The organism is Pelagerythrobacter rhizovicinus, assembly GCF_004135625.1.
Taxonomy (GTDB): Bacteria; Pseudomonadota; Alphaproteobacteria; order Sphingomonadales; family Sphingomonadaceae; genus Pelagerythrobacter; species Pelagerythrobacter rhizovicinus.
Genome location: NZ_SDPV01000001.1, coordinates 521,515 through 542,500, shown reverse-complemented (window position 1 = coordinate 542,500; position 20,986 = coordinate 521,515). Strand labels below are relative to the sequence as shown.

The following is a 20,986-nucleotide window of genomic DNA, read 5'->3' as shown; positions in this document are numbered from 1 at the left end:
GATTCGCGCACAATGTTAATTTTCGTGAACTGCGCCGTCGGCAATCAGCCGACGATCTCGTCCTCGTCGAAGAAGAAATCGATCTCGATCCTGGCGTTCTCTTCGCTGTCCGAACCGTGGACCGTGTTGGCCTCGATGCTTTCCGCGAAGGTCTTGCGGATGGTGCCTTCGGCGGCGTCGGCCGGGTTGGTCGCGCCCATCACGTCGCGATTGCGCTTTACGGCGTCGACGCCCTCGAGCACCTGCACGACCACCGGGCCGCTGGTCATGAACTCGACCAGTTCACCGAAGAAGGGGCGTTCCTTGTGAACCGCGTAGAAGCCCTCGGCCTGCTCGCGGGTCATGCGGATGCGCCTGGAGGCGACGACGCGCAGGCCGGCTTCCTCGAGCATCTTGGTGACCGCGCCGGTCAGGTTGCGGCGGGTGGCGTCGGGCTTGATGATCGAAAAGGTGCGGGTGACCGCCATCAGGTGTTCCTTCGAAGTCGTGAAAGTGCGTGGGAGAATGCGGCGCGCAACTAGCGCCGCGCCGCGCGGGCCGCAAGCCCTGCTCTCTTTCGTCTGGTGCAGTCCCGACCTTCCGGCGCAACCGACCATCCCAGCGGAAGCTGGATCGCTCTCCGCGAGGTCGGAGCGCGCTGCATGCGATCCCGGCTTTTGCTGGGATGGCGATTACCGGAAAGCCTCACCCACCATGAGTTGCGCCGTCGTTCCGCCATCCTTCCGGGTCGCGGTGAAGCTGAAGGTCGCTCCGTCGGGCGCATCGCCGCCGATCATCTGCATCGTGTCGGTGTTCATGTTCAGGCCGATCTCGACGCCCGCCGCCTCGGCCTGCTTGCGGTAGAAGGCGACCATCTCCTCGGGCGAGGCGTCGGACTCCATCGTCACAAGCGCGCCGTTCGCGTCCGCCTGCTCGAACACCGTGTTGGTCGTGACCTTGGCGCCGGGATAGATCGTGAACCCGCGCGGCAGCTCGACCGGCACGTCCGCGCCCGAGCGCATCGTCGCCGTGCCGTCCGCCGTTTCGAGCGTCGCGTTCACCTCGCCGCTCGCCTCGTCGACCTTGTAATGCGCGACCGTGCCGTCCTCGCCCTCGACCGTGCCCGATCCTTCGGAACCGCATCCGGCCAGCAGCAGTGCCGCCATGCCTACCATCGCCAGCCGAACCGCCATCGTCCTCTCCTTCAGCGCCTGCGTTGCCATTTGCCGCCGTCGAGCTCGTAGAACTCGCGCTCGACGTCCTTGCGGCCGTCGAACTTGCGCCAGACATCGCGCGCCGCCTCGCGGCCGCTTTCGTCGAAGAACAGCAACGCTCGCTCAAAGCCTTCGGCTTCGTCGCGCCAAGCGCCATCGGCCACCGCCACCAGCTTCGCATCGTTCTCCGCGGCGCACGTGCGGGAGAGGAGCACCGGCTGATGCGCCGCGTGCGGATCGCCCGCGCGGCCGTGGGCCAGGAACTCGGCCGGCGCAAATTCCCACAGCGCGCTGCCGATCCGGTCGAGGAGATCATCGCTCTTGGCGACCACCAGCATGCGCTGTCCCGCTTTCGCCGCCGCTCGCGCGATCAGCGGCAGGACGCGTTCGACGGGCTGGCCCGGCGCGAGGTAGAACCCGACGCGCACGGCCCGCCCCGCCTCAGCCTTCCAACGTGTCGCGCACGAAGCGGTCGATCAGGCGCGCGCCATATCCGGTTGCGCCCTTGTCCCAGGTCGCGCCGGGCTTGTCGGCCCAGACCATGCCCGCGATGTCGCAGTGGGCCCAGGCGGTGCCCTTCTCGATGAAGCGCTGGAGGAACTGCGCCGCGGTGATCGAACCCGCGGGCCGCGGGCCGACGTTCTTCATGTCGGCGATCTGGCTGTCGATCAGCTTGTCGTACGCCGGATCGAGCGGCAGGCGCCACAGGCGGTCGCCGCTCGCCTTGCCCGCGGTGAGCAGATCATCGGCGAGCGCATCGTCGTTGGCGAAGACCCCTCCGTACTCGCTGCCGAGCGTGATCACCATTGCGCCGGTCAGCGTGGCGAAGTCGACGATCCGCTTGGGCGAGAACTCCTTCTGCGCCCAGTGGAGCGCATCGCACAGCACCAGCCGCCCTTCGGCGTCGGTATTGAGCACTTCGATCGTCTGGCCCGACATCGAGGTGAGAATGTCGCTCGGGCGGATGGCGTTGCCGTCGGGCATGTTCTCGACCAGGCCGACGACGCCGACCACGTTGGCCCTGGCCTTGCGCTTCACGACCGCGAGCATCGCCCCGGCGACCGCACCCGCGCCGCCCATGTCCCACTTCATGTCTTCCATGCCCGCGCCGGGCTTGAGCGAGATGCCGCCGGTGTCGAACGTGACGCCCTTGCCGACGAACACGGTCGGGGCCTCGCTGCCGCCCCCGTTCCACTTGATCGCGAGCAGGCGCGAAGGCTGGGCCGAGCCCTGCCCGACGCCGAGCAGCGCGCCCATGCCGAGCCGGGCCATTTCGTCCTCGTCGAGCACCGTCAGCTCCGCGCCGGTGCCCTTGAAGGCTTCTCTGCACTTCTCGACGAAGCTGACCGGATAGACCTTGTTCGGCGGCTCGGTCACGAGCTGACGAGTGAACTCGACGCCCTCGGCCAGGGCCGCCTCGACGCCCCAGGCCGTCTCCGTCCCCTCCGGCGCGCCAACGGCGACGACGGTCTCCAGCGAGCGCTTCTGCTCGTCCTTCAGCTTCGTGCGATAGGCGTCGTGACGCCACGCGCGCAGGCGCAGGCCGAGCAGCACAGCCGCCGCCTGTTCGGCCGAAAGCTCGCTGTCGGTGAAGTCGACCGCCAAACTTTTCTCGCCCGAAGTCAGGTACTTGGCTGCAAGCGCTGCGCCGGCTTTCTCGAGATTGCCCGGGCGCGCCTCGGCGCCGCTTTCCCCCGCACCGACGATCGCGACGCGAACCACGGCGCCGCCGCGTTCCACGAACCCTTCGAACAGCTCTCCCGCGCGTCCCTTGAACCGCGCCGCCTTCGCGCCTTCGGCCAGTGCGGGCTCGATCCCGCCGGGGAGTTTATCCTGGTCGGCGACATACGCGACAAGCCGCGTTCCTTCGGGGAGAGCGGGGGAAAATTCGATCTTCATGGAAACTCCGCGGAATTTGCTCAGACGGGGCGCTCGGGCGCGTGGCTGCGCCGGGCCGTTCGATGGCGATTGCGATTAGGCTCGACCGATGCGATAGGCAACCCATGCTCCCCGCCCCGTCGAACGCGCTGCAGGCCGATCAACGCCGTTTGGACCGGGCGGCCTGGAGGGCCGGCGCTGCCGGTCTTGCGTGGTTGATCGCGCTGGCGCCGTCCTACGCCGCGGCGCAGGACGGTGACGCGGTGATCGATGCGGATCTGGAACAGCCCGAGGAGCGTCAGCCGCCGGATCTTTCCACGCCTCTGCCGCCGCTCGACACCAGCGGCGATCCCGAGGCGCCTGCAAGTGAGGACGAGATCGCGTTCGAAGCGGACACGCTGTCCTACGATTCGAACGGCGATACGGTCACCGCCACCGGCAATGTGGTGTTGCGCAATGCCGACAGGTCCGTGCGGGCAGACCAGGTCACCTGGAACAGTGCCACCGGGCAGATCGTCGGCGCGGGCAACGTCCGCTTCGTCGACGAGGAAGGAAACCAGCTCTACACGGAGCGGATCGAGCTGACTGACGAGTTCGAGGCCGGCGCGATGGAGGACCTGCTGCTCGCTCTGCGCGAGGGCGGCCGGCTCGCGGCGCGCGAAGGGCAGCGGGGCGAGGACGGCACCGTCATCCTCTCCAGCGCAGCCTATACCGCCTGCGCGATCACCGATGCCGAGGGCTGCCCGAAGAACCCGAGCTGGCGCATCACCGCCGACCGGGTGGTCTATGATCCGGACGAGAATCGCGTCCGCTTCTCCGGCGCTTTCCTCGAAATCTTCGGCGCTCGCCTGCTGCCTCTCCCGGGGCTCGCGGTACGTACCGACGGCAAGGCGGTTTCGGGCTTCCTCGTGCCGGACCTGCGCTTTTCGGAATCGAACGGCGTCGAGATCAGCGGCAGCTACCTTTGGCGCATCGCCGACAACAAGGATCTGACGCTCGGCGCCCACGTCTTCACCGAGGCCCCTCCCATGGTCTCCGCACAATGGCGCCATCTGACGGGCAAGGGCGCCTACCAGATCACCGGCTATGCCACCCACAGCAGCCGCATCTCGGACATCACCGGCGACCCGATCACGGAAAAGGACCCGCGCGGCTACCTGTTCGCCAACGGCAAGTTCCAGTTCGACCCGCATTGGAGCCTGACCGGCTCGATCCGGCTTGCGAGCGACCGCACATTCCTGCGCCGCTACGACATCAGCCGCGACGACCGGCTGCGCTCGACCGTCAATCTCGAGCGGATCGACGACGATTCCTACCTCTCCATCGCCGGCTGGGCGACGCAGACGCTGCGCCTCGGCGAGCCGCAGGGCCAGGTGCCGGTGGCGCTGCCGGTGATCGATTACCGGCGGCGCTTTTCCGATCCCCTGGGCATAGGCGGCAAGCTCGAGCTGCAGCTCAATTCGCTCGCGATTGCCCGCGACGAGGGGCAGGACACGCAACGCGCCTTCGCCGGCGCGCGGTGGGACCTGAAGCGTATCACCGCACTTGGTCAGGTCGTGACGCTGACCGGTCTCGTGCGCGGTGACGTCTACCACAGCGACGAGAACGGGCTTACGGAAACCGCCATCTATCGGGGCAATCCCGGCTGGGAGACGCGCGGCATCGCGGTGGCCGCGATCGACGTCGAATGGCCGTTCGTCGGCAAAGCCTTCGGCGGAACGCAGGTCTTCACTCCGCGGGTCCAGTTCGCCGCCAGCCCGCCGATCCGCAACCTCGCCGTGCCCAACGAGGACGCGCGGGCCATCGACCTGGAAGATTCCAACCTTTTCGCACTCAACCGCTTCCCCGGCTACGACCGCGTGGAAGACGGCGCTCGCGTGACCTACGGCTTCGACTGGGAACTGCAGGTGCCCGACTGGCGAGTGAAGACGACGGTGGGCCAGAGCTACCGCTTCGACAAGGATCCTGGCGTGCTCATCGATGGCACCGGCCTTAGCGAACGAGTATCGGACTTCGTCGGCCGCACCGAGGTGCGTTACCGCGACTTCGTCAAGTTCACGCACCGCTTCCGGCTCGACAAGGACAGCTTCGCGATGCGCCGCAACGAACTCGATGCGACGGTCGGCAGCAGGCGGACCTATGCCGAAATCGGCTACCTCAGGTTCGATCGCGACATCGCCGAAGGGATCGAGGACCTTCAGGACCGTGAGGAACTGCGCCTCGCCACCCGCGTCGCTTTCGCCCGCTACTGGTCGGTCTTCGGCTCCGGCGTGTTCAACCTCACCGACCGGGAGGAGGATCCGACGCTGACCTCCGACGGGTTCGACCCGGTCCGCACGCGCCTGGGCGTGGCCTACCAGGACGATTGTCTCGAGCTCGGTCTCACCTGGCGGCGCGACTATACCGATGCCGGCGACGCGCAGCGCGGCGACACGTTCCAGCTCTACTTCGCGCTGCGCAACCTCGGTTTCCGCTGAGGCAACCGCGCGAGAGAACCATCGCGATTGGCAGCGCGACGCAAGTGCGCTATCCGCGCGATCACTCAGCTTTGGTTAAGCCGTCGCCGGCCATGTGCCGCAAGCGACCGCGGGTGCCGTGGATGGCGCCGAAAATGGGATTTGCAGGTGATCGAATACAAGTTTTCCAAGCTGCTCGCGGGCATTGCCGCACTGGGTCTCGCTGCGGGGCCGGTCGCGCTCCAGGCGCAGGCTGCCAACCCGCTCAACATTCCTGAGGATGCCGCCTTCCTGGGCGAAGGCGATCCCAATGTGCGCACGGCGACGGCAGTGGTGAACGGCTCGGTGATCACCGGGACCGACATCGAACAGCGGGTAGCCCTGCTTCTCGGCGCCAGCGGGAACGAGCTTTCGCCGGAGCAGCTCCAGGCTGCGCGCATGCAGATCCTGCGCAACCTGATCGACGAAACGCTGCAGATTCAGGCCGCGACCGCGCAGGAAATGCCGGTCACCGATCAGGAGGTCGAGGCGCAGTATGCCGAAATCGCCCAACGCAACGGTCAGAGCGTCGAGGGGATGAACCAGGCGCTGGTCGCGATGGGCTCCTCGCCTGCCTCGCTCAAGCGCCAGCTCCGGGCGGAGATCGCCTGGCAGCGTCTCCTCAGCCGCAATGTCGCCCCGTTCATCAACGTATCGCACGAAGAAGTGACCGACGTGCTCGCGCGCATGGAAGCCGACCGTGGAACGATGGAATACAGGATTGGCGAGATATATCTCGAGGCGACGCCTGAAAACCGTGAAGCTGTGCTCCAGAACGCCACCCGCATCGTCGAGCAGCTCCAGCGCGGGGCGGACTTCTCCGTCTATGCGCGGCAGTTTTCCGACGCATCGACGGCGGCGGCGGGCGGCGATCTCGGTTTCGTCCGACTGGAGACGCTGCCCGACGAGATGGCTGCGGTCGCGCGCGAGATGGAGCCCGGCCAGCTCGTCGGTCCGTTCGAGATTCCGGGCGGCTTCGAGATTCTCTACCTCATCGACAGGCGCCAGGTTGGCATGGCCGATCCGCGCAATGCCGTCCTGAGCCTGAAGCAGATCTCGATCGCGTTCCCGGCGGATACGACCGAAGCGCAAGCCGCCGCCCGGGTCGAGCAGTTCAACACCGCGATCGCCGGCATGCGCGGATGCGGCGACGCCGAACGCGTCGCCTCCGAAATTGGCGCAGAGGTGGTAACGAACAACGGCATGCGCGTGGCACAGCTGCCCCAGCAATTGCAGCAGACGATCCTCAACCTGCAGGTCGGTCAGTCAACACCGCCCTTCGGGTCCATCGATGATGGTGTACGCGTGCTCCTGCTCTGCGGACGCGACGATCCGCAGACCGAAGGCAGCCCGAGCTTCGACCGGATCATGAGTCAGATCGAGGACGACCGTATCGCCAAGCGGGCCCAGAGCTATCTGCGCGACCTGCGCAACGACGCCTTCATCGAGTACAATTGACCGGTACGCCTCTCGCGCTGTCGCTCGGCGATCCCGCGGGCATCGGACCCGAAACGATCGCCGAGGCGTGGGCGCGACGCGAAGAGGAGCAGCTTCCGGTATTCCTGGTGACCGGCGGCGCGAGCTTGCTGCGCACCGCCGCTGCGTCGCGCGGGATCGATCTGCCGGTGGAGACCATCGCCGACCCGCAGGAGGCTGCCGCGGTATTCGCCCGCGCTCTGCCGGTGCTTGGTACCGAAGACGGCGAATGGGCGCCCGGTGCGCCGGGGAAAGATGGCGCACGACTCGCCCTCGCCTCGCTGGAGGCGGCGACGCGGCTCGCGGTTTCGGGTTCCGCCGCTGCCGTCGTCACCGGGCCGATTGCGAAAGGGCGGCTCGCAGAGACGGGCTTCACGCATCCGGGGCAAACCGAATATGTCGCGGCCGCCTGCGGCGTGGAGGCGCAGGACGCCGTGATGATGCTCGCCGGGCCGCAACTGCGTGCCGTTCCGCTGACCGTCCACGTCGCGCTGGCCGAGGTGCCGCGCCTGCTCACCCCCGAGCTGATCGTCCGCCGCGCCCGCATTGTCGCCGCCGCGCTTGAACGCGATTTCGGGCTACTGCGGCCGCGGCTGGCCGTTGCCGGCCTCAATCCCCATGCCGGGGAGGATGGCAAGTTCGGCGACGAGGAAGCGCGGGTGATCGCCCCTGCCGTCGCGATGCTCCAGGCAGAAGGGATCGAAGCCACGGGTCCACATCCGGCCGACGCGCTGTTCACACCACGCGGTCGGGCCCGCTTCGACGTGGCGCTGGCGATGTACCACGATCAGGCGCTGATTCCGCTCAAGGCGCTCGATTTCGATGAAGGCGTCAACGTCACACTCGGGCTGCCGATCGTCCGCACCAGCCCCGACCACGGCACAGCTTTCGACATCGCGGGCAAGGGCCTCGCCGATCCGGGCGCCACGATCGCGGCAATCCGCATGGCCGGCGAATGCGCCGCGCGGCGGACGGCCGGTCGGAACCTGTAAGCGCTGACATCTCGGTCATCCCAGTGAACGCCGGGATCGGGTGCAGCAACGTACGACCTGGCGGCCAGCGATCCGGCTTTGCCGGGATGGCGACATGAACATTCGCATCGAAACCCCTTCGACAAGCTCCGGCCGAACGAGCTAGGGAACGCGGAAGATGGCCGACCTCCCCCCCTTACGCGAAGTGATCGCAAGGCACGGCCTCAGCGCGTCCAAGGCACTGGGGCAGAATTTCCTGCTCGACGCGCAACTGCTCGACCGGATCACCGCCGTTCCAGGCGATCTGCACGACAGAGCCGTGCTCGAGATCGGACCCGGCCCCGGCGGCCTCACACGCGCGCTGCTCAAGGCCGGCGCGCGGGTCACGGCGATCGAGATGGACCGCCGTTGTCTCCCAGCCCTGGCCGAACTCGAGATCGCCTTCCCGGGCCGGCTGCGAGTGATCGAGGGCGATGCGATGAAGCTCGACCATGATGCGATCATGGGCGAACCCTATGCGGCCGTCGCCAACCTGCCCTACAACGTCGGCACCGCGCTGTTCACCGGGTGGCTCTCGGCCGAGGAATGGCCACCGCGCTGGACCAGCCTGACGCTGATGTTCCAGCAGGAGGTCGCACAGCGGATCGTCGCGCAGCCGGGTACCGACGCTTACGGCCGCCTGGCGGTACTCACCCAGTGGCGGTCTACTGCGCGCCTCGCGATGAAGGTCCACCGCAGCGCATTCACCCCGTCGCCCAAGGTGATGAGCGCCATCGTCCATCTCGAACCCGCCGCTATGCCCGACGGTGTCTCCCCACGCGTTCTGGAGCGCGTGACCGAAGCCGCCTTCGGCCAACGCCGCAAGATGCTCCGCCAGAGCCTCAAGGGCATACCCGGTGCGCTGGGGACGCTGGAAGCGCTTGCCATCGACCCGCAGCGACGGGCCGAGACGTTGAGCGTCGCGGAGTTCGTGGCGGTGGCGCGCGAACTGTCGTGACGTCGGTTGTGAACACCTCCACCGGGCCGCACGAGATATCCATGCTCGAACGCCTTCGCATGCGCTTTCCGATCGTCCAGGCACCCATGGCCGGGGTCTCCACACCCGACCTCGCCGCCGCGGTTTCCGAGGCAGGCGCCCTGGGGTCCATTGGCGTGGGTGCCACCGATGCCGCGGGCGCCGGAGCCATGATCCGGGAGGTCCGTGCACGAACAGGAAGATCGTTCAATGTAAACGTCTTCGTCCACGCGCCGCCGCAACGCGATGCTGAGAAGGAGGCTGCATGGTTGTCCGCACTCGCCCCCTTGTTCGAGGCGTTCGGTGCGGAGCCACCCGCCGCGATGCGCGAAATCTATCGCAGCTTCGCCGAAGACGAAGAGATGATGCGAACGCTGGTGGAACTGCGCCCGGCGGTGGTCAGCTTCCACTTTGGCCTGCCTGACGAGGCCCGCGTAAGGGCTTTGCGGGACGCCGGTTGCTTTCTCATCGGGACCGCAACGAACCTGCGGGAGGCGACGGCGGCAAGGGAGGCGGGCATGGACGCGGTCGTCGCCCAAGGGTTCGAGGCCGGCGGTCATCGCGGCATGTTCGATCCCGACGCAACCGACGATTGCCTCGGCACCTTCGCGCTCACGCGGATCCTCGTCCAACAGTCCGGTCTGCCCGTGATCGCCGCTGGCGGTATTATGGACGGATCGGGCATCAGGGCCGCTCTTGACCTGGGCGCTGCTGCCGCTCAACTCGGCACCGCCTTCCTCGCCTGCCCGGAGAGCAGCGCAGATGCGGCTTACCGGCGGGCCCTGTTCAGCCCGGCCGCCCGGCACACGATCATGACCAGCGCCATCTCGGGCCGCCCGGCACGCTGCCTGCGAAACGCCTTCACGGACTGGGAATGCCGCACCGAGCTCGCGCCGCCGGATTATCCGGTCGCATACGATGCCGGAAAGGCGCTTAACGCCGCTGCGAGATCCGCGGGCGAGTACGGATTCGGGGCGCAGTGGGCCGGCCAGGGAGCACCGCTCGCGCGCGCCCTGCCGGCTGCCGAACTCGTGGCGACACTGGCTGAAGAGATCAAATGATCAGGTAGCCGGCGGACATGCACTCTGATGCCTGCGAAACTGCGTCACCATGATCAGGGGCGACATCCGAATCCTGGAACAGCGCCCCTCAGCCGGCTCCGCTTCGTACAAGCCTACCCGCGCTTGGCCACGGCACGCCATTCGTGGAGCAGCGGTTCGGTATAGCCGCTCGGCTGCTCGACGCCTTTGAACACGAGATCGCAGGCGGCGCGGAAGGCAGGTCCGTCCTCGTTGCCGGCGAGCGGTGTGTAGGCCGGATCGCCCGCGTTCTGCGCGTCGACCTTGGCGGCCATCCGGCGCAGGCTGTCCATGACCTGCTCCCGCGTGCAAACGCCGTGGAGTAGCCAGTTGGCCATGTGCTGGCTGGAGATGCGCAGCGTCGCGCGGTCCTCCATCAGGCCGACGTCGTGGATGTCGGGTACCTTCGAGCAGCCGACGCCCTGGTCGATCCAGCGCACGACATAGCCGAGCAGCCCTTGCGCATTGTTGTCGAGCTCCTCGCGCACCTCGCCTTCGGACCAGTTCGTCCCGTCCGCGAGCGGGATCGTCAGCAGGGCGTCCAGCCCCGACGCTTCGCCCAGCTCCCGCTGCGCCGCGAAGACATCGAATTGGTGGTAATGCAGGGCGTGGAGCGTTGCCGCGGTCGGGCTCGGCACCCAGGCGGTGTTCGCGCCGGCTTTCAGGTGACCGATCTTCTGCTCCAGCATATCGCGCATCATATCGGGCGCCGCCCACATGCCCTTGCCGATCTGCGCCTTGCCCGAGAGGCCGCAGGCGAGCCCGATGGCGACGTTGCGCTTCTCGTAGGCATCGAGCCAGGCACTCGATTTCATCGCCCCTTTGCGGATCATCGGCCCGGCCTGCATCGAGGTGTGGATCTCGTCCCCGGTGCGGTCGAGGAAGCCGGTGTTGATGAACACGATCCGGTCTTTCACCGCGCGGATGCAGGCGGCGAGATTGGCACTGGTGCGGCGCTCTTCGTCCATCACCCCGACCTTGATCGTGTGGCGCGGAAGGGCGAGCAGGTCCTCGACCCGGTCGAACAAGTCGTTGGTGAAGGCGCACTCCTCTGGCCCGTGCATCTTCGGCTTCACGATGTAGATGCTGCCCGTGCGACTGTTGCGGCAGGTCGCATGGCCTTCGACGTCGAGCGCGCCGATCGCCGAGGTGAACACCGCGTCGGTCACCCCCTCCGGCGCCTCCGCGCCGCTCGCGAGCCGGACCGCCGGAGTGGTCATCAGATGGCCGACGTTGCGCACGAACAGCAGGCTGCGGCCCGGCAGACTCCGGTCGCTGCCGTCGGGCGCGGTGTAGCGCTTGTCGGGCGCCAGCTTGCGGGTGAGGCGCCGTCCGCCCTTCTCGAAGCTCTCCTCCAGATCGCCGCGGATCACGCCGAGCCAGTTACGGTAGGCCAGCGCCTTGTCCTCGCCGTCGACCGCCGCGACGGAATCCTCGCAGTCGCAGATCGTCGTCAGCGCGGATTCGAGCACGACGTCGGCGATCCCGACCGGATCGTCCTTGCCCACCGGATGCTCGCGATCGACGACGATCTCGATATGCAGCCCGTTGTTGACCAGCAGCGGCCCGCGCTCGGTCCGGCCTGCGAGCTGCGACTGATCAGCGAGCGGGATTTCGCCCGACAGGTCGGTCAGGTTCGCCCAGCTACCCTCCGCCAGCGGCACCGCCTCGTCGAGAAACGCCCGCACCCGCGCGACCACCGCAGCGCCGCGCTCCGGATCGTATCCGCCCGGCTTCGGCGGTGGCGCATCGAGCGCGTCGGTGCCATAGAACGCGTCGTAGAGGCTCCCCCAGCGCGCGTTCGCGGCGTTGAGCAGGAAGCGCGCGTTGAGCACCGGCACCACGAGTTGCGGGCCGGCCATCGTCGCGATCTCGGCATCCACGTCGCGGGTGCCTATCGTGAACGGTTCCGGCTCGGGAACGAGATAGCCGATCTCCTCGAGGAACGCGCGATAAGCGGCCGCGTCGTGCGGCTGCCCCCGCCGCTCGCGGTGCCAGGCGTCGATCTTCGCCTGCAGGTCCTCGCGCTTGGCCAGCAGCGCGCGATTGCGCGGCGCGAGGTCGGCCAGCAGCGCGGCGAACCCGCGCCAGAACGCCTCCACATCGCGCCCGAGCACGGGCAGAACCTCGCGCTCCAGCAAGTCCGCCAACGCGGCATGAACCTCCAACCCGGCCCGTTCGATCGTCTCGGTCATTCGTCCTCACACAATGCGTGGCGCGCGACAAATCCGCGCATTCCTGACAACATCCCGGGGAGGAGGACGAGACGGGCTATGGCCAAGCGCGCCACGGATTGCAACGGGGTTGGACTGACTGCGCGCCCAAGCTAGAGGCAGTTGCGGATGAAACCGGATAACGACAGCGCAGCCATTCTCGAGGCGATCGACCGGCAGGCGATGCTGGAGCAGGTGCAGGCCTGGAGCGCCATCAACACCGGCACCGACAATCTCGATGGGCTGGCGCGGCAGGCCGATGCGCTGGCGGAGGCGTTCTCCGCGTTGCCTGGCAAGATCGCGCTGGTCGATCCCGCCCCCGTCACCGCGATCGCCGCCGACGGGCGCGAGGTCGAACGGCGGTTCGGGCAGCACCTCGTGCTCCGCGTCCGGCCCGAGGCCGAGCGGCGGTTGCTGCTGACCGGCCACATGGACACCGTCTTCCCCGCCGACCATCCGTTCCAAGAACAGCGCTGGATCGACGACGACACGCTCAACGGCCCAGGCCTCGCCGACATGAAGGGTGGGATCGCGGTGATCCTCCACGCGCTCACGGCGTTCGAGGCGAGCGGCGATGCGCACAAGCTCGGCTACGACGTGATGATCAATTCGGACGAGGAGACCGGTTCGCTCGCCTCAGCGCCGCTGATCGAGGAGCTCGCCCGCGGCAAGTATGCGGCGCTGACTTACGAACCCTCCGCCCTGCCCGACGGTACGCTGGCGCACGCCCGCGGCGGTAGCGGCAACTATTCGCTCACCATTACCGGCCGCTCGGCCCATGCCGGGCGCAATCCGGAGGACGGGCGCAACGCGATCGTCGCCGCGGCGGCGCTGGTGCTGGGCCTCAAGCGGCTCCAGAATTCTGAGTGCCCGGTCAATCCAGCGAAGATCGAAGGCGGATCGGCCAACAACGTCGTGCCTGACCACGCCGTGCTGCGGTTCAACATCCGGCCCAAGAGCCCCGATGCGGCGCAAGGCTTCGAAGCCGGTCTCGCCGCGTTGATCGGCGATGTGCAGCAAGCCCACGAAGTCGCGATCCACCGCCACGGCGGCATCACCCGCCCGCCCAAGCCGGTCGACCGCCGAGCGCAGAAGCTGTTCGACCTCGTGCGCGACTGCGGCGCCTCGCTCGGCCAGGAGATCGGCTGGAAATCGACCGGCGGGGTGTGCGACGGCAACAATATCGCCGCCACCGGCGTGCCCGTGGTCGACACCATGGGCGTGCGCGGCGGCGCGATCCATTCGCCGGACGAGTTCCTAATCGTATCCTCGCTCGCCGAACGCGCCGCCCTAAGCGCGCTCGTGCTGCGCCATCTCGCCAACGGAGACCCCATTTGACCTTCGCCCTGCGCGCCGCGCGCACCGACGACCTCGAACCGATCTACGAAATGGCGAAACTCACCGGCGGCGGGTTCACCAACCTGCCGCCCGATCGCGATGCGCTCTCCGCCAAGCTGGACCGCGCAGCCAAGGCCTTCGCGCGCACCGACGACACGCTCGGCGACGATCAGTTCGTGCTCGTGCTCGAAAACACCGCGACCGGCGAGGTGCGCGGCACGTGCCAGCTTTTCACCCAGGTCGGTCAGCAATGGCCGTTCTACTCCTACCGCCTGACGACCCTGACGCAGCACTCGCAGGAACTGAACCGCACGGTGCGCGCGGAACTGCTCAGCCTCGTGACGGATCTGGAGGGATGCAGCGAGGTCGGCGGACTGTTCCTCCATCCGGGGGAGCGCGCGGGCGGCCTGGGCCTGCTGCTGGCGCGCAGCCGCTACCTCTTCATCGCAATGCACCGCCTGCGCTTCGCCGACCGCGTGCTGGCAGAGCTGCGCGGGATCATCGACGAGCGCGGCGGATCGCCCTTCTGGGACGGGGTCGCGGGACGCTTCTTCGGAATGAGCTTCCAGGAAGCCGACTATTTCAATGCGATCAACGGCAACCAGTTCATCGCCGACCTGATGCCGAAGCATCCGGTCTATATCGCGATGCTCGACGACGACGCGCGCAGCGTGATCGGCTTGCCGCACCCCTCGGGCCGTGCGGCGATGAAGATGCTGGAGAACGAGGGCTTCGCCTATGAAGGCTACGTCGACATCTTCGACGGTGGACCGACGATGACCGCCCGGACCGATCAGGTGAAGAGTGTTACCGAGGCGCGCGCGCATCAAATCGAGCGGTGCGATCTCGAGTACGGCGAGCGCGCGATCATCGCGGCTGGCAGGCTGGACAGTTTTCGCTCGGCCTACGGCATGCGCGAAGTCACGCCCGAGGGCACGCTCGCCGTCGACGAGACGGCCGCCAGGGCGCTGCGCGTCGGGCCCGGCGACGAGGTGTGGAGCGTGGCGCGGTAACCTCAAACCCGTTCGGGCTGAGCTTGTCGAAGCCCCGCACTTTCTGCGTGCAACGGACCAAAGCAAGAGCGGCCCTTCGACAGGCTCAGGGCGAACGGAGAATGCCTTTGCTTCAGGAAATCAACTTCGACGGCATCGTCGGCCCGAGCCACAACTACGCGGGCCTCAGCCTCGGCAATATCGCCAGCGCAAGTCACAGGGGTAGCCCCTCGTACCCGCGTGCCGCGGCGCTGCAGGGACTGGCGAAGATGCGCGGCAACATGGCGCGCGGGCTGCCGCAGGGCTTCCTCCTCCCCCTGCCGCGCCCGAACCATGCCCTGCTGGCGCGACTGGCAGTCGACGAGACGGCAGACCGTGCGCTGCTCGCCGCAGCGTGGTCGGCAAGCTCGATGTGGACCGCCAATGCGGCGACCGTCAGCCCCGCGCCCGACACGGCGGATGGGCGCTGCCATCTGACGCCGGCCAACCTTTCGGCCATGCTGCACCGCGCGCAGGAATGGCCCGACACCAAGCGCCAATTGGACGTTGCCTTCGCCGATACGGCGCATTTCGCGATTCACGACACTATCCCGCCGAGTCTCGGCGACGAGGGCGCGGCCAATCACATGCGGTTCTGCGAGGGACACGGCGCGTCCGGCGTCGAAGTGTTCGTCTACGGCCGCCCGGGCGGCAAATTCCCCGCACGCCAGCACGAGCAGGCGAGCCGCGCGGTGGCGCGTCTTCACGGTCTCGATCCCGAGCGCACCGTGTTCATCGAGCAGAACCCGGCGGCGATAGAAGCGGGCGCGTTTCATAACGACGTGGTCGCAGTCGCGAACGAGCGGGTGCTGTTCACGCATGAACAGGCCTTCGCCGACCAGGCCCGCGCCTGCGAGTCGATTCGGGCGAGATTCCCCGCGCTCGAGGTGGTCGAAGTCCCGGCAAGCGCGGTCAGCCTCGAGGAAGCCATTCGCACCTACTTGTTCAACGCACAGCTCCTCACGCTTCCCACCGGCGAGATGGCGCTGATCGTGCCGGAGGAATGCCGCGAAAGCGCAGCAGTGTGGGGCTGGTGCGAGACGATGCTCGCAAGCAACGGCCCTATCCGGCAGGTCATTCCGGTCGATGTGCGACAGTCGATGGCTAATGGAGGCGGTCCGGCTTGCCTGCGGTTGCGGGTGGTCGCCGACCCCGCGACCATCGACCCGCGGTTCCTGCTCGACGAAGCGAAGGCAGAGCAGATCGAGCGCGTGATCGCCGGCGCCTGGCCGGAACAGATCGACCCCGCCGATCTCGGCAACGTGGCACTGGCCCGCGACGTGCGTTCGGCACGCGCGTCCCTTCTTGAAACACTCGGATTATCGGACCTCTAGGGCGCTTGGACGGCGCGCAGGGAACCCCTACTCTCGCAGACCTGTTAACCGCGATGGAGCGCGGAACGTCGCTCACAGCGGGGCGCGTGCGCGCTGCGACGGTAACGAAGGGGTGCGAATGTTCAGGAAGATCGGCCGGCTGTTCGTCATCAAGACGCGCGCCGAGGCCTATCTGATCATCTACGCGCTCGCCTTGGGCGCGACGGCGCGCGGCTCGGCCTATATCGAGCAGTTCCCCGGCTGGGGCGGCAAGCTGCTGTTCCTCGCCTGCACTGGCGCAGTGTTCCTCGCCGGGGCGAAAATCCTGGATGCCTTGCGCTACGAGCGGGAGCGGGCGGCAACGGCGTCCGCCTCCAACGGCCCCACGCGCTGAGCCATCCGGCAAGCTGAACTGGAAGAATGAGTGGGGGATTCTGTTGCTAGGCTCCCCCGGGCCCCCGGTTTCCGATTCTGTTACCCGGTTCGGTCCGAACCGTGCTCTTAGCTTTGTAAATTCAGGCCGTTAGGCCGTCACATTACGCAGCGAGAGCAAGTGCTTCGTTGTCGTTGGCACTTGTGAGTTTTGAGCCTTTAACGGGTTACTCAGCCCGGGCGAAAACAGTGCTTTTCAACACACGTCGATCCTGGTTCGGCCCCGTCATCAACGGCGGTGACGCGCCGCTGGTGGTGGAGCCGCCGGGTACTGCCCCCGGGTCCGTTGTGCCTATTGCACACCGCAGTTTATCGCCATAGCCGGCCGAAACCGGCGAGACCTATATAGGGACCCGCAGCTTAATGTGAAGTGACCAGGCGCCGCCTCCCGCCCCCGGGGCGGCGGCGGAAGTCTCAACCCCGCCTCCTCAACTCGTCGCGTATTTCCTTGAGCAGATCGAGCTCGGTCGGGCCCGCTGGCTTTTCCTCCGGCGGCTTCTTCTCGAACTCCTCGATCACCTTCTTCGCGTATCGCACGAGCAGGAAGATGATGAAGGCCAGGATCAGGAAATTGATCGCCGCGGTGATGAACGACCCGTAGCCGATCATCGCTGCGCCCGCTTCCTTCAGCGCAAGGTAGTCGTCCGGCGCACCCTGGTAACCCTCCGGCGTGCTCAGCAGGATGAAATAGTTGGAGAAGTCGACCCCTCCGAATATCCAGCCCACCACCGGCATGATCACGTCCTCCGTCAGCGAAGTGACGATCTTGGCGAAGGCCGCGCCGATGATCACCGCGACCGCCAGCTCCATCACGTTTCCCTTGGCAATGAAGGCCTTGAAATCCGAAAGCATCGCGTGGGTCCCCTTCGAAGTTGTCCCGCCACCATCTTCTGCCAGCATGATACGGCGGTGCCAAGAGCCACCGACTTCCTTGAAATGGAAGCGCGGTGTGCTATCTGCACAACACAGATTGTTGCGGCATGACGTGCTCGCACAACGGGAGCTTGTTTCGATGAACTGGAAGTCCATCCGCCGTTTTTCGCTCGTTGCGCTCGCGTCGCTGGGCCTGGCCGCATGCGGGATCAACTCGGTCCCCGCGGCGGAAGAGAACGCCAAGGCCAAGTGGGCCGACGTCCAGGCCGCGTTCCAGGAGCGCGCGAATCTCATCCCGAACCTGCAGCAGATCGTTCTCTCGTCCGCCGAGCAGGAGCGTGAGACGCTCAACCAGGTGATCGAGGCCCGCGCCTCGGCCACCCGGCCAGAAATCCAGGTGGACGGGGAAGACCTCTCCGATCCCGCCGCCATGGCGCAGTACCAGCAGGCGCAGAACTCGCTCGGCAGCGCACTGAGCCGCCTGCTCGTCTCGGTCGAGCGCTACCCCGAACTCCGCAGCCAGGAGAACTTCGGCCGCTTCATGACCCAGATCGAAGGGCAGGAGAACCGCATCCGCGTCGCCATCCGCGACTACAACGAGGCGGTGCGCCAGTATAACACCACGATCCGCACATTCCCCGACACGATCGGCGCGAACATCATCCACGGTGCCGAACCGATGGTGCCGTACGAGTCGGTGACGCCCGGCGCCGAAGTCGCCCCTACGCTCGACATGGGCGTCGGCGGCAGCGCGTCCGGGGCCGATGCCGGCGCCAACGACAACGACAATACCGCCGAACAGCCCGCCGCGGCGAACAATTGATCGCCTGCCGGACAGGCGCGATGCGCGAGCTGGTTCGCCTGCTCCTGATCCTCGCTGCGGCGGTGGGCCTCGCCTTGCCCGCCGCGGCGCAGGAGTTCCCCGAACGCGGGACGGCGCCGGTCGTCGATGGCGCGAACATCATCGACGAGGCCACCGAAGCGGCGCTGACGCAGAAGCTCGACGCTTTCGAAGAGCGTAGCCAGCGGCAGTTCGTGATTGCGACGATCCCCGATCTGCAGGGCTACGACATCGCCGACTACGGCTACCGTCTCGGCCGCGCCTGGGGGCTGGGGGATGCGGAGAACAACGACGGCATCATCCTGATCGTTGCGCCCAACGAACGGCGGATGCGGATCGAGGTCGGATACGGCCTCGAAGGGGTGATCCCCGATGGGCTGGCGTTCGAATATATCGAGGCGATGAAGCCCTATTTCCGCGAGGGCGACTATTCGGGCGGCATTGCGATGGCCGCGGACAGGATCATCAACCAGCTCGAACTGCCCCCCGAGGAAGCGGCGCAAGTCGCCGCACAGGCAGAGCAGGCGCGTGAGAGCGACGGCGGCTTTCCGTTTGGTGCGTTGATCTGGCTCGCCTTCCTGTTCTTCTTCTTCGTCCTCCCGATGCTCGGGCGTGGCCGCAAACGACGTTATCGCAGCGGCATGGGTGGTCTCGTCGGCGACATCATCCTCTGGGAAGCCGGGAAGGCTGTTGCCCGTGGGCTCACCGACGACGACTGGGGCGGCGGTGGCGGCTTTGGAGGGTTCGGCAGCGGAGGCGGCGGTTTCGGCGGCTTCTCCGGCGGCGGCGGCAGTTTCGGGGGCGGCGGCGCCTCCGGGGGGTGGTAGGCGATGCAGTATCTGACAGCCGACCAGCACCGGATCGTCACCGAAGCGGTCTCCGCAGCCGAGCTCGAAACGTCGGGCGAGATCGTCACCGTGCTCGCCGACCGGTCCGACGAGTACAACGACATGGCCCTTCTCTGGGCGATTGCCGCGGCGTTTACCGCCATGAGCGTCGTGGCGCTGTTCCCGGACTTCTTCCTCGACAAGGTCGACTGGCTGATGGGCGGCTGGACACACGAATGGACCGCCGGCGAGCTGTTCGGCATGCTCACCGCGCTCGGCCTCATCAAGTTCGCCGCCGTCTGGGCGATCCAGCTCTGGCAGCCGCTCAAGTTCTGGCTCGTGCCCGGCCCGGTGAAGGACGCGCGCGTGCATGCCAAGGCCGTGAAGCTGTTCAAGGTCGGGGCCGAGCGGCGCACGCATGGACGCACGGGCGTGCTGATCTATCTCTCGATACGCGAGCATCGTGCGGAGATCGTCGCCGACCAGCCGATCGCCGAGAAAGTCCCGGCCGAGGTCTGGGGCGAGGCGATGGCCGACATGCTGGTGGAAATCAAACAGAGCCGCCTGGCCGAAGGCATGGCCGCCGGCGTGCGCGATGTGGGCAAGGTCCTCGCCGGCCACTTTCCGCGCGCGGACGACGACACCAACGAATTGCCCGACCGGCTGATCGAAGTCTGATGGCGGCCGATCACGACGCGCCCGAGCAGATCGTCTGGCAGGGCAAGTATCTCACCACCAAGAAGCGCGGCCGCTGGGAATACGTCGGCCGTGCACGCGGCATTCGCGCGGCGGCGATCCTCGCGGTCGAAGACGGGCACGTGCTGCTGGTCGAGCAGTACAGGGTGCCGCTGGGAAAGGTCTGCCTCGAGCTGCCCGCCGGACTGATCGGGGACGACGAGAGCCTCGAGGGCGAGGAAGCCGAAGCGGCCGCCACGCGCGAGCTCGAGGAGGAAACCGGCTACCGTGCCGCGCGGATGGAGAGCTGCGGCGAGTTCTTCTCCTCCCCCGGCATGGTCAGCGAGAGCTTCACGCTGATGCGCGCCCGCGGGCTGACCAAAGTGGGCGACGGCGGCGGCACCGACAGCGAGGACATCACCGTTCATCGCGTCCCCCTCGCCGACCTGCCGCAATTCGTTGCCCAGCGGCGCGCGCTGGGGCACGGCGTCGACGTACGGATTGCCATGCTGCTGGCTGGCGGCTTCATCGGAGAGGATTGATATGGCGGGCAGGTGCGCGGGCAAGCTGGCGCTGGTGACGGGCGCGGCACAGGGCCTCGGCGCGGCGCACGCGCGGCGGCTGGCGGAAGAAGGCGCCCGGGTGCTGTGCACGGATATCAACGGCGATGGCGCGGCGGAAACCGCAGTCGCGATCAACGAAAGCTACGGCAGCGGCTCGGCCTTCTCGGTCGCGCACGATGTGACCGATCCGGATCATTGGAGCGCCGCGGTCGAAGCTGCGCGCGAACAGCTCGGGGGCCTCAACGTGCTGGTCAACAACGCCGGGATCGGCGTCGGCGGCAATATCGAGGCTTGCGATTTCGAGGACTGGAAGCGCTGCTTCGCGGTGAATGTCGATTCGATCTTCCACGGCTGCCAGAAGGCTCTGCCGCTGATGCGCGAGCATGCGCCGGGATCGATCGTCAACATCTCGAGCATCGCCGGACTTATCGCGAGCGACACGATGCCCGCCTACAATGCGAGCAAGGCCGCGGTATGGATGCTGACCAAGTCGATCGCGTTGCACTGCGCGAAAAACAACATGGGCATCCGCTGCAACTCGGTGCACCCGACATTCGTCGACACGCCGATCCTCGACGGGACGGCGCGGCATCACAATCTCGACAAGGGCGTGTTGCTGGAGAAGCTGGCGCGGCAGATTCCGCTGAAATTCGTGGGAGAGCCGGACGATATCGCCAACGCCGTGGTCTATCTGGCCAGCGACGAAAGCCGCTTCATGACCGGGGCGGAGCTCAAGCTCGACGGCGGTATCTCGGCGATGTGACGGGCCCCCG

At 67.1% G+C, this 20,986-nt stretch carries 20 protein-coding genes and 1 other RNA gene; 14 read left to right on the top strand and 7 right to left on the bottom strand.

Annotation, left to right across the window (positions count from 1 at the left end):
- Positions 1–44 precede the first annotated feature (44 nt).
- The 4 genes from ndk to ETX26_RS02595 form a co-directional block, all read right to left on the bottom strand.
- Positions 45–467 (bottom strand): nucleoside-diphosphate kinase, encoded by a 423-nt coding sequence (ndk, locus tag ETX26_RS02610; protein WP_129523133.1) that lies wholly within the window; start codon positions 465–467, stop codon positions 45–47.
- A 204-nt stretch (positions 468–671) separates the two neighbouring features.
- Entirely contained in the window at positions 672–1,172 is a 501-nt protein-coding gene (locus ETX26_RS02605) for a hypothetical protein (protein WP_129523132.1), read from the bottom strand.
- Between the two features lie 11 nt (positions 1,173–1,183).
- Positions 1,184–1,621 carry a DNA polymerase III subunit chi gene (locus ETX26_RS02600; RefSeq protein ID WP_129523131.1) on the bottom strand — a complete coding sequence of 146 codons (438 nt, stop codon included), beginning with the start codon at positions 1,619–1,621 and terminating at the stop codon, positions 1,184–1,186.
- 13 nt (positions 1,622–1,634) lie between these two features.
- Complete coding sequence (locus tag ETX26_RS02595; RefSeq protein ID WP_129523130.1) at positions 1,635–3,092, bottom strand: leucyl aminopeptidase; 1,458 nt, start codon at positions 3,090–3,092, stop codon at positions 1,635–1,637.
- Positions 3,093–3,196: 104 nt separating this feature from the next.
- Here ETX26_RS02595 and ETX26_RS02590 point away from each other — a divergent pair, with 104 nt between their 5' ends.
- From ETX26_RS02590 to ETX26_RS02570, 5 genes are all read left to right on the top strand, one after another.
- Entirely contained in the window at positions 3,197–5,548 is a 2,352-nt protein-coding gene (locus ETX26_RS02590) for an LPS-assembly protein LptD (RefSeq protein ID WP_129523129.1), read from the top strand.
- A gap of 147 nt (positions 5,549–5,695) precedes the next feature.
- On the top strand, positions 5,696–7,024 hold the full coding sequence (locus ETX26_RS02585) for a peptidylprolyl isomerase (protein ID WP_129523128.1): 1,329 nt from the start codon (positions 5,696–5,698) through the stop codon (positions 7,022–7,024).
- A complete protein-coding gene (gene pdxA, locus ETX26_RS02580; protein ID WP_129523127.1) occupies positions 7,021–8,034 on the top strand; it encodes a 4-hydroxythreonine-4-phosphate dehydrogenase PdxA in 1,014 nt (337 codons plus the stop codon). The genes ETX26_RS02585 and pdxA overlap by 4 nt, the downstream gene beginning before the upstream one ends.
- Before the next feature lie 157 nt (positions 8,035–8,191).
- The gene (gene rsmA / locus ETX26_RS02575; protein WP_129523126.1) at positions 8,192–9,010 is read left to right on the top strand and encodes a 16S rRNA (adenine(1518)-N(6)/adenine(1519)-N(6))-dimethyltransferase RsmA; all 819 of its coding nucleotides are present in this window, start codon (positions 8,192–8,194) and stop codon (positions 9,008–9,010) included.
- Between the two features lie 41 nt (positions 9,011–9,051).
- Positions 9,052–10,089, top strand: a complete 1,038-nt coding sequence (locus ETX26_RS02570; RefSeq protein WP_191984680.1) for an NAD(P)H-dependent flavin oxidoreductase — start codon at positions 9,052–9,054, stop codon at positions 10,087–10,089.
- 113 nt (positions 10,090–10,202) lie between these two features.
- Here ETX26_RS02570 and ETX26_RS02565 read toward each other — a convergent pair whose 3' ends face one another.
- Positions 10,203–12,302, bottom strand: coding sequence for a malate synthase G (locus tag ETX26_RS02565; protein ID WP_129523125.1), 2,100 nt, complete (start codon positions 12,300–12,302; stop codon positions 10,203–10,205).
- A gap of 147 nt (positions 12,303–12,449) precedes the next feature.
- On the opposite strand from ETX26_RS02565, the gene ETX26_RS02560 reads away from it, so the two are divergent.
- The 4 genes from ETX26_RS02560 to ETX26_RS02545 all read left to right on the top strand — a co-directional run bounded on the left by ETX26_RS02560 (position 12,450) and on the right by ETX26_RS02545 (position 16,396).
- Positions 12,450–13,658, top strand: a complete 1,209-nt coding sequence (locus tag ETX26_RS02560) for a hydrolase (protein ID WP_129523124.1) — start codon at positions 12,450–12,452, stop codon at positions 13,656–13,658.
- Positions 13,655–14,671, top strand: a complete 1,017-nt coding sequence (locus ETX26_RS02555) for an arginine N-succinyltransferase (protein WP_129523123.1) — start codon at positions 13,655–13,657, stop codon at positions 14,669–14,671. The genes ETX26_RS02560 and ETX26_RS02555 overlap by 4 nt, the downstream gene beginning before the upstream one ends.
- A 101-nt stretch (positions 14,672–14,772) precedes the next feature.
- Positions 14,773–16,023, top strand: coding sequence for an N-succinylarginine dihydrolase (locus ETX26_RS02550; RefSeq protein WP_129523122.1), 1,251 nt, complete (start codon positions 14,773–14,775; stop codon positions 16,021–16,023).
- A 118-nt stretch (positions 16,024–16,141) separates the two neighbouring features.
- A complete protein-coding gene (locus ETX26_RS02545) occupies positions 16,142–16,396 on the top strand; it encodes a hypothetical protein (RefSeq protein WP_129523121.1) in 255 nt (84 codons plus the stop codon).
- Between the two features lie 66 nt (positions 16,397–16,462).
- On the opposite strand, the gene ssrA is transcribed toward ETX26_RS02545, so the two are convergent.
- Both ssrA and mscL read right to left on the bottom strand, forming a co-directional pair.
- Positions 16,463–16,808, bottom strand: a transfer-messenger RNA (tmRNA) gene (gene ssrA, locus ETX26_RS02540).
- A gap of 40 nt (positions 16,809–16,848) precedes the next feature.
- Positions 16,849–17,286, bottom strand: coding sequence for a large conductance mechanosensitive channel protein MscL (gene mscL / locus ETX26_RS02535; RefSeq protein ID WP_129524109.1), 438 nt, complete (start codon positions 17,284–17,286; stop codon positions 16,849–16,851).
- Positions 17,287–17,446: 160 nt separating this feature from the next.
- Between mscL and ETX26_RS02530 the strand changes: the two genes are divergently transcribed.
- Genes ETX26_RS02530 through ETX26_RS02510 form a run of 5 tightly spaced genes read left to right on the top strand, consistent with a single transcriptional unit; the run spans position 17,447 to position 20,976 of the window.
- Positions 17,447–18,130: a LemA family protein gene (locus ETX26_RS02530; protein WP_129523120.1), complete on the top strand. Its 684-nt coding sequence runs from the start codon at positions 17,447–17,449 to the stop codon at positions 18,128–18,130.
- Between the two features lie 20 nt (positions 18,131–18,150).
- Complete coding sequence (locus ETX26_RS02525; protein ID WP_129523119.1) at positions 18,151–18,975, top strand: TPM domain-containing protein; 825 nt, start codon at positions 18,151–18,153, stop codon at positions 18,973–18,975.
- Positions 18,976–18,978: 3 nt separating this feature from the next.
- A complete protein-coding gene (locus ETX26_RS02520) occupies positions 18,979–19,653 on the top strand; it encodes a TPM domain-containing protein (protein WP_129523118.1) in 675 nt (224 codons plus the stop codon).
- A complete protein-coding gene (locus ETX26_RS02515) occupies positions 19,653–20,192 on the top strand; it encodes an NUDIX hydrolase (RefSeq protein WP_129523117.1) in 540 nt (179 codons plus the stop codon). Before ETX26_RS02520 ends, ETX26_RS02515 begins: the two co-directional genes overlap by 1 nt.
- A 1-nt stretch (position 20,193) precedes the next feature.
- Entirely contained in the window at positions 20,194–20,976 is a 783-nt protein-coding gene (locus ETX26_RS02510) for an SDR family oxidoreductase (RefSeq protein WP_129523116.1), read from the top strand.
- The last annotated feature ends 10 nt before the right edge of the window (positions 20,977–20,986 follow it).